The 9,338-nt window shown below is 56.7% G+C and carries 6 protein-coding genes; 2 read left to right on the top strand and 4 right to left on the bottom strand.

Annotated features, from left to right (window positions below; translation table 11 throughout):
- The 3 genes from CW742_RS02925 to CW742_RS02915 all read right to left on the bottom strand — a co-directional run.
- Positions 1–1,453, bottom strand: a 1,453-nt coding sequence (locus CW742_RS02925; RefSeq protein WP_292416213.1) for a threonine--tRNA ligase, incomplete at its 3' end; no start/stop codon positions are given.
- Between the two features lie 722 nt (positions 1,454–2,175).
- The gene (locus CW742_RS02920) at positions 2,176–2,943 is read right to left on the bottom strand and encodes an RNA methyltransferase (protein ID WP_292416211.1); all 768 of its coding nucleotides are present in this window, start codon (positions 2,941–2,943) and stop codon (positions 2,176–2,178) included.
- Positions 2,944–2,951: 8 nt separating this feature from the next.
- Positions 2,952–3,641: a phosphoglycerol geranylgeranyltransferase gene (locus CW742_RS02915; RefSeq protein ID WP_292416210.1), complete on the bottom strand. Its 690-nt coding sequence runs from the start codon at positions 3,639–3,641 to the stop codon at positions 2,952–2,954.
- 128 nt (positions 3,642–3,769) lie between these two features.
- Here CW742_RS02915 and CW742_RS02910 point away from each other — a divergent pair, with 128 nt between their 5' ends.
- Positions 3,770–6,607 (top strand): PAS domain S-box protein, encoded by a 2,838-nt coding sequence (locus CW742_RS02910; RefSeq protein WP_292416208.1) that lies wholly within the window; start codon positions 3,770–3,772, stop codon positions 6,605–6,607.
- Between the two features lie 45 nt (positions 6,608–6,652).
- Entirely contained in the window at positions 6,653–7,024 is a 372-nt protein-coding gene (locus tag CW742_RS02905) for a response regulator (RefSeq protein ID WP_292416206.1), read from the top strand.
- A 5-nt stretch (positions 7,025–7,029) separates the two neighbouring features.
- On the opposite strand, the gene CW742_RS02900 is transcribed toward CW742_RS02905, so the two are convergent.
- Positions 7,030–9,338, bottom strand: a 2,309-nt coding sequence (locus CW742_RS02900; RefSeq protein ID WP_292416204.1) for a DNA topoisomerase, incomplete at its 5' end; no start/stop codon positions are given.

Raw genomic sequence — 9,338 nt, 5'->3', positions numbered from 1 at the left:
GGGCGGGCACCGGCTGGGTGGAGATGTTCTCTAAGATTGCGCACATCACGCGCTCGACACTGCCCGTGGGCGAGCAGTGGAGGATCGGCGGGTGGACGGGGGTGCCGTCCTCCTTGTGGTACTTGATGTTGAACCGGGTCGAGCTCTCGACATCGATCTGGACGGTCGGGTTCTCGATGGGGCGGAGCTGGCCGTCGATTGCGGCGAGATCGATCTTTGCAATCCAGTAGTGGACGCGGTCGGAGAGGATCTCGATGAGCATCGGGCAGTCGGACTCTTTCACGATCTTCTTGACCCACGCTTCGTGCTCGGCATAGAATCCCTTCGTGCACCGGAATGCGGCCACGAGTTTTGTCTCGAAGTCCCTGCCGGTCTGCCATCCCATCGCGAGCTGCTCCTCGAAACACTTCAGGGCCTGGGGCATATCGAGGCAGAGCGAGTGCATGTCCGGCATGGTGAAGGAACGGAGGCGCTTTAACCCGATGACCTCCCCCTTCTGCTCGTGGCGGAACGAGTAGGTGGAGAGCTCGTACATCTTCATCGGAAGGTGGTTGGGGGAGATGTGCATGTCCCGCATGATCGAGAACATGCCAAAGCACGCCGCAAACCGGAGCATCATGTTCCGGTTGTTGGACTTGAAGCGGTACTGCCGCTCGCCGAACTTGTCCGCGTGCTCGAAGATCGCCTTGTCGCCAAGGTCATACATGACCGGGGTCTCGACCGGAGTGCCGCCGTATTCGAGCACCATCCGGAGCACGTAGTCCGCGAGAAGGTCGCGGATGAGTTTCCCTTTTGGCATCCAGCGCAGGCAGCCGACATCGGACGCGGGTTCGTAGTCCACGAGTTCTTTTCCGCGCATCAGGTCAACGTGTGCCGGTTCGCCGCCGACCGGGGTTGCAATGCCGAGTTCCTTCTTTACAAGGCAGCCGAACGGGGAATCGTCGAGGAACTCCTTGTAATCGTGCTGTTTCCCATCGGGGGTGAGCACGAACCAGTCATGGGTGACCTCTTTCTTCGCCGGCTTGACCGTCGTCTCACCGGGGATGATGGTCTTGGAGAGTTCCGAGAGCGGGTGGCCCTTGCAGGAGAGCTTGAAGGACTTGTACCAGCCGAACGGGGCACGCTTGACGGCGAATCCCGCACCCTCAAGTCCCGTTTTCAGGGCATTGAGCACGGTTACCGCGGTCTCGGGCGAGGAGAGGTCGCTCGACAGGTGGGCGTACGGGTATACAACAATCTTGTCAACGTTGACCTGTCCTGCGGTCTTCTTGATCTCCTCGATTCCCTGGAGGATGACGCCTTCAAGGTCTTCCTCATCGATCGATTCAACAGCGCAAAAAACGGTGAGCGCCTCGGTCTCCTTGTCTGCGAGGACGGAGGCCTCCTCTGCCATCTTTGTCTTCTTTTTGGCTTCGTATTCTATGTAATCTGAATGAATGAGAAGAAGTCGCATTGATTCATCTCCGATCCGGTAAGATCATCCGTATACCATGGGTTTTCTTGGTATATTAAAGGCGTAACACTGAACACGGGAGGACACTCTGACCCCCGGGGGATGCAGAAGTACACCACCCGACCCCTTCCGGGCCGGATGCCCGGTTGAAAACCGGTCTCCGGCGATAAATATCCGGAAAAGCGCAGAATCGTTGTGTGGGGTGGAGGGGGGTCGGGCGGTGTACTTTGTTTGAGATATGATTCAAACTGAATGGAACAGGATCGATGTAACGACGGATATTCTGAAGCCGTCCCACGAATCAGGCCAAAGAAGTACACCGTCCGACCCCCCCTTTATGGCTGATCCGTGCCAGCCAAAAAAAGAATTGAGGCCGCTGCGGGGCGCCCTTCGGGAATTGAGTGGTTCATCAGAACCACGAAATCGAGAGGAACTATCCGGTTCTTCGAGTCGGCGGTGGCAAGCATCTTAATGGGGGGTATGGGGGCATCAGCCCCCATCATTACTTCAAATGGTATTAATGGAGCAGTTACTTGTTTTATTAAAAACAGCAGCGGGTTTTACCTGTGGATAAACCCTGTCATACGTACCGGTCAGACCTGAGAATCTGCACGAATCAGGCACCGATCAGAGCGACAAGAAAAAACAAGACGCAGGAATCCGTGGTATCGTAAGAGTTTTGCCTGTTTCTGGTTGGGATATTCCGCTTCCCCACAACAGGTCTATTCCTCTTCTCCTTCGTCTTCATCCCCGAAATTTCGGAGGTTCCTGGCTCCCGTTTTGTCCCGGTCCAGCAGTTTCGGGTCAATGTGCCATTCGCTCCGGCGCAGGAGCCCGTGGAGCGTGCTCGCCTCCCGCACCGTGAGGTTGCACCGGCCGAGAATACGGCGGATGAGGATTAAGGTGTTCTCACGCTTGAACTTCGGGTGGTGGATGCCGTCGAGGTACCGGTCAACGTGCTGGTACAGGTATTCCATGTCCTGCGGCGGACAGAGGGCATAGCTCGGTAGCGGGAGATTTGCCAGCTCGTAACAGACAACCCCAACCGCATGCGAGAGGTTGAGGATCGGGTATTCTTCACTCGTCGGGATCGTGCAGATCATGTCGCTCCTCTTCACCTCTTCGTTATTGAGCCCCCAGTTCTCCCTGCCGAAGAGGATCGAGATCCTGCCATCGAGATCCTTCACCCGCTCGCGGAGCTCTTTGGGAGAATAAAACGGCATCCGCATCGCGTGGCAGACCGACTTGCTCACCGTGCCTGTCGTTGCGATGACAATGTTGCTCCGGGCGAACACATCCTCAATCGTGCAGACCTCGGCGTTCTTCAGCACGTCCTGCGCGTGCGATGCCCGGGCCTTCGCCTCTTCGCCAAGCGGGCAGGGATCGATGAGCACGAGCCGGGTAAAGCCGAAGTTCTTCATCACGCGGGCGGCAAATCCCACGTTTCCTTCATAGATGGGAGCAACAAGGACGATATCGATCTCGGGCATAAAAGGGATTACTGGACTGCGTCCACTGTTGCTTTCAGGACCGCCGGGCCCTGATCATAGACGGCATTTCCGACAACGATCGTATCAGCATATTTGCCCATCTGCGCAGCCTTTTCAGCAGAGTTGATCCCACCGCCATAATAGAGAACGGACTTGTCAATCGCCTCGGATGCTGCTTTCACTACGGTCGGATCGCCAAAGGTGCCGCTGTATTCGATATACACGATGGGGAAATGGAAGTAATGCTCAGCCACGGAGGTATACGCGGCTACCTCATCCGGCTTCAGGTCGCAGACCGCTTTTGTCACCCTGCCGACCGATGAGTTGGGGTTGAGCACGATGTAGGCTTCGGGCACGATAGCGTTTCCCCAGGGGATCTTTCCCTTGTGCATCTGGACCCATGCCTTGTGTTTCCCGACAATCCATGTGACCTCGGTCGTGTTCATCACGCTCGGGACAAAGACGTAATCGATCCCCTGCATCAGGACTGCCTCGGGCCCGGCAGGCTCCATGACGAGCGGAAGGTTGTAGGCCTTCACTTCCTTTAAGAGGACGGAAAGGTTCTCCTGCGTGACATTCAGCGTACCCGAGAGCATCAGGGCGTCGGTACCGCTTGCGGCTATCGCTTCAATATCGCCGGCCTTCAGCTGCTTGTCGGGATCGAGTTTTGTCACGTGGACCCAGTCTTTCCATTTCATGATGATCTGGTTTAGTATTGGCGCTCCATCCACATATACCGGTATCCCTGCATCCCTGAACAGGTTCTCCGGGCACAGAACAGTTTATATTCCACTAATAAAAACGGGAGAATGATCGGACGATCAAAATGAAACTCCAGGAAAAAACCAGCGTTATCCTGATACTCCTGCTGATCGTCATCCTCGCCCTGATCGTCATTTTTGTTGCGGATGTCTCTCTCACCAGTTACAGTGCCCTGGAACAGAAATATGTCAATCAGGACATTGACATTGCCTTGAGTCGCATGGATGCCGAATACCGGGCCCTGTCCGCCATCACCTCCGACTGGGGCCAGTGGGATGATACCTACAGCTTTGTCAATGGCAAAAACCCTGCCTATGAGTCCAAGAATCTTTTGCCGGGGATCTTCCACAATCTGCAGGTCAGTTTCATCGTCATGACCAACAAGGATGGCACTATCGTCTATGCCGGTGCCTATGACCCGGTGAACAGGACCCTGGAGGCAATACCGGAGTCCCTGGGACAGTACCTGGTAAAGGGAAGCCCGCTCCTCGATATATCAGAACGGCTCAGCATTACCTCCGGAATACTGGTCCTTGACGGGAACCCGGTCATTGTTGCGTCCTGCCCGATCATCCACTCGGATCTCTCCGGTGAACCCACGGGCAGCGTGATCATGGGCAGGTACCTGGATTATACCGAAGTATTTTTCCCGGCAAATCCCGTGCAGCAGGAGATCCGCGTCCTTGCAGCAGATGACCCGAAAATCCCCGGTTCCGTTCAAAGATCGATTACGGCCCCGGATAGCGGCAGTGAAAGGAGCATCGGGATTGCCGGCAATGATGTGATTGCCGGGTATGCCCTTATCCGGGATGTCAACGGGGAGGGGCGGCTCATCCTCGAGATAAAAAAACCGCGGACGATTTACCAGCAGGGTGTCACCACCACGACCCAGTACATCCTTATCGTGCTCGGGGCCGGGCTAATCCTCGGGGTCACTTCGCTTCTCATTCTCGACCGGCTCGTCCTTTCGCGGATTACATCCCTTGGTTCCCAGGTTCAGGGCATCAGTACGAAGTCGCTTCCTTCAAGGAGAGTCCATTTCGAAGGCAACGATGAGATCTCGACACTGGCCCGTGAGATTAACGCAATGCTGGACTCCCTTGACGAGGCGAATAAAGGCCTTATCCAGAGCGAAGCACGGTTCCACGAGCTTGCGGATCTGCTCCCACTTCCCATATTCGAGATGGACACGGACTGCCGGATCCTCTACACCAACAAGGTTGGTGCTGATTTGTTCGGGATCTCAGATGAGATGATCAAGAGCGGTGCCCGTGCCATTGACTTCCTCATCGAAGGGGAGGTGGAGCGGATGCGCCGCGGACTCGCTGCGATTCTCTCCGGTTCAACGTCAACCGGGGAGATATACACGCTCCGGAAAACCGATGGCACGCTGATGCGTGCGATCATCTCCACATCCCTGATACACCGCGACGGCCAGGTTGTTGGCTTCCGCGGGGTCCTCATCGATGTAACGGAAAGGATCAACCTGGAAGAAGCGTTGATAGAAAGCCAGGAGTACCTGCAAACCCTCCTGATGTCAGTCAATATCGGGATCCTGGTAATCGATACCAAAACCCATACGATTATCGATGTCAATCCCGCAGCCCTGGAAATGATCGGGATAACCCGGGACGAGATTATTGGCCGGTCCTGTCACGATGTTGTCTGCCCTGCCGAAGCCGGGAAGTGTCCGGTCACGGACCTTGGTATGCAGGTGGACAATTCCCAGCGTATCCTGGTGAGATCCGACGGGAGCAGGGTCTCCATCATCAAACACGTTGTTCCGGTCATGCTGCACGGGCGCTCCTGCCTGCTTGAGACCTTTATCGACAACACAGCCCGCCTCCGGATGCAGGAGGAGCTCCAGGAGAGCCAGGAACGCCTCTCCCATATCCTCCAGACTTCTCCCGTTGGGGTTTTCGAGAGCAAAACAAGCGGAGCCCTCACGTTTGTCAACGAGCGGTGGGAGGAGATGACCGGCATGAGCTTTGCGGATATGCGAAGCCGCCCGTGGAAGGAGATCCAGGAACCCTTGAACAGCATGCGGATCTCAAAAGAGATGTGGAAGAAGTTCCAGTCGCGGCTCTTTCCGGATGCCGAGACCCGGTTCATGCGACCGGACGGGACGGTCATCTGGCTCTACGGACAGTCGGTCCCGGTCTACGACAGCAAGGGGCAGGTGCGTGGCTACGTGGGCACGATCACCGATATCACCGACCGGAAACGTATCGAGGATGCAGTCCACCTGGCAAACAAGAAACTGAACCTCATGAACGATATCACACGGCATGATATCTTAAACACCATCACCGGGATCTTCGGCCTCATCGACATGGCCGTGGCATCCGGCAACAAGGAGGAGCTGGCCCGGCTGCTGGAACAGATCAAGGAGGAGGGACGCCTCATCCAGCGGCAGATCACCTTCACGAAGGAGTACCAGGGCGTCGGGGTGCATGCCCCCATCTGGCAGAATGTCCGGGATGTTGTTGCCCGTACCGTAGCGGGCATCAGCAGCCCCGGTATCTCGATCAATGTAGAACTTGAGGAGACGGAGATCTTTGCCGATCCCCTGCTGGAGAAGGTCTTCTATAACCTTGTGGACAATGCGGTGCGCTATGGCGAGCATGTCACGATCATACGGTTTTATTACCAGATCTCCGATATGGGGCTGACCCTTATCTGCGAGGATGGTGGTGCCGGGATTCCCGACAATGCCAAAATCAGGATATTTGAACGCGGGGTAGGAAGAAATACCGGCATGGGACTTTTCCTGGCCCGTGAGATCCTCAGGATCACGGGCATCTCGATCCGCGAGACCGGGGTTTATGGGAAAGGAGCCCGGTTTGAACTCATCATCCCGAATGGAACCTGGCGGTTTGTGAAAAAAGAGGAGAAAGCGTAATCATTAGGAGCGCCAAACCGGGAACGTGAAGTGGAGGATACTGCATTGACACCTAAAAAGATTCTCCTTGTCGAGGATGACGACATCATTGCAAAGGTCGAGGACTGGCGGTTGAAGAACCTGGGCTACGAGGTGGCCGGGAGAGCGGTTTCGGGTGCGGAGGCCATGGATCTTGTGGCGAAGACCCGGCCGGACCTTGTCCTTATGGACATCAATATCCAGGGAGAGATGGACGGGATAGAGACGGCAAAAAGGATAAAAAAGCAATTCTCCATCCCGGTTGTCTATGTCACATCCCATTCCGACGGCTCTACCCTTGACCGTGCAAAGGCCACACAACCGGACGGGTTCATTGTCAAACCGTTTGAGGACAATGACCTGCGGGTGGGAATTGAACTGGCGCTGAAAAAAAAGTAATCCGCCTATAGCTGAATGATGGCGGTGTCTTTCTTTCTTTTGAGGACCTTCTGGTAATCGCGGATCTTCTGCTCAGGGATTCCCGCAGCAGCCGCAACGGAGACCGGATCGGCGGCAAGGAGTGCGTCACCATCGACAATCCCGGCTTTGAACAGTTTTTCCACCTGGGGCGTGGAAAGCCCGCTCACTGCGAGGAGTTGTTTCTTCCCGCGCTCGATCTGGAGTTTTGAGAATTTCTTCGGGACCGGTTTTTGTAAGTAGGTGCAGACCTTGTCAACATGCTTCTGGACGGTCGACAGGGACATGCCCGTCTTCTCGCTGAGGGCGGCAGATGAGAGCGCACAGAACGCTTCCGGCTCTACGACCCCCGCAGTAATATACTTCTTCAGGCTTACGGCCGGAATGCCGATCTCCTTTAAAACCTGGCTGTGGTACACGATCTTTGCATCGGAGAGCAGCTGTTCCGTCTCCGCGTCGCTGACTCCGGCTTTCTTCAGGGTAGCCGGGTCGGCCTTTGCAAGGAGCGAGAGGTCCGTTATCCCCGCATCCTTGAGCGCTGCAAGGATCTTTGCAGAACTCCGCCCTTTCCGGGGGATGAGCCGGTCCCGCATGAACTTGCGGCACTCCGAGCGGCGACGGAGTTTTTCGAGTACGATCACCGCATCGCGGGTCAGTTCTGTGGCTTTTTCAAGGGGAACGCCAAGTTTCTTTACAAGATCCTCGGGGGTGCTGTGCGCCAGCTCGGCGACCGTGTAGATATGGCTTGCCTGGATCCGGTCGACCAGTTCCTTGTCGGCAGAGGGAATCTCTTCGAGGGACTCACGGTTGGAATTGATCTGGTGGCAGAGCGGGAACCCGATATCCCAGGGGCGGGCCCCCTTCCGCACGAGCCGGACAAAGTTCAGGGTGTGCTTTTCGCATTTCTCATCGGTCCTGATAGCAAATCCCCACTGTGCCGTGGGCAGGCCGATGTTGAAGCTGCAGTCCGGGTACCGGGAACAGCCGATGAATTGCGTATTGCCGCGGAGGTGCTTGATGGCAAGCGTCCCGCCGCACACCGGGCATTTCCCGAGGTTCATCTCCTCGGCGGTCCGGTTCCGGATATCATCGCCGATTACCTGCTCGTTGGTTTCGAGCTGGTCGAAAGCACGGTGCAGCATTTCACGGGATTCTTTGACAACGTCCTCGCGTGTCCGCTGGGTCTGCTTGATCAGCTGCATGTGGGATTCGAGCGTCCGGGTCATATCCGGTTTGGTGATGGTGTCGGCGTGCTGTTCGAGCGATTCGGTGACCACTCTCCCGACCAGCGTGGGCCGGAGGGGCGCTCCTTCCACGTATTTCCGGGAGACCAGCTTTGCGATGACCTCGTGCCGCGTGCTCTTTGTCCCAAGACCCAGTTCTTCCATCCGCTGGATGAGTTTGCTCTGGGTGTACCGTGCCGGCGGCAGTGTCTCTTTCTCGTCAAGAGTGACTTTTTTGATGGGAAGTTTCTCACCTGTCGTGAACTCGGGGAGGAGCGTCTCACGGGCTTCCGAGAACGGGTAGACTGCGTGCCAGCCCTGTTCCATGAGCTGCCCCCCGGTCGTGGTGTATTCCTCGCTGTTTGCATCGAAGAGGACCTTTAAGGTCTTCCACTGGGCGTCCGGCGCAAGGGTGGCAAGGAACCGCCGGAGCACGAGCTCGTACACCCGGAATGCATCGTCGCCGAGCATTTCCTTCGTTGCAGGGCCGGTGGGATGGATTGGCGGGTGGTCGGTCGAAGATTTCTTGCCCCGCGTCGGGGTCGGCCGCCGGTGGGCCATAACCCATTCAACATCTTTCTTAAATGGAGATGCCTTGAGGGCAGTCAGGATCCCGTTGATATCCAGCGACGGGGGATAGACGGTGTTGTCGGTTCTCGGGTACGAGATGAAACCGTTCATGTACAGGTCTTCTGCAATCCGCATCGCGTTTGCCGCAGAGAACCCGAGCCGGGCCGCTGCAACGATATACGTCGTGGTGTCGAACGGGGAGGGGGCCCGGTCCTGCTTGGTCCCGGTCCTGACCTCCTTTACGACAAGGGGCGACTGTGTCCGGTTGCGGGCCTGTTCGGCAATGGCTTTCTCGTGGAACCGGCCATTGGTATGCCGTGCTTCGATCACCTCGCCCCGCTTCTCGAATTCGAGGGCAAGCTGCCAGTATGTCTCGGGCACGAACGCCTCGATCTCTTTCTCCCGGTCAACGATCATGCTGAGGGTCGGGGTCTGGACCCGGCCCACCGAGAGGATGTTCTGGCCGCCGCGGCGTGCGGCGAGCGAGATGAACCTTGTTAAGG

Source organism: Methanoregula sp., assembly GCF_002835825.1.
GTDB lineage: Archaea > Halobacteriota > Methanomicrobia > Methanomicrobiales > Methanospirillaceae > Methanoregula.
This window is presented reverse-complemented; position numbering and strand designations above follow the sequence as displayed.

What these genes read in the sequence shown, in the direction of transcription:
- CW742_RS02910 (WP_292416208.1), top strand. Translation starts at nt 3,770, where the DNA reads ATGAAACTCCAGGAAAAAACCAGCGTTATCCTGATACTCCTGCTGATC.
- CW742_RS02920 (WP_292416211.1), bottom strand. Translation starts at nt 2,943, where the DNA reads ATGCCCGAGATCGATATCGTCCTTGTTGCTCCCATCTATGAAGGAAAC.
- CW742_RS02915 (WP_292416210.1), bottom strand. Translation starts at nt 3,641, where the DNA reads ATGAAATGGAAAGACTGGGTCCACGTGACAAAACTCGATCCCGACAAG.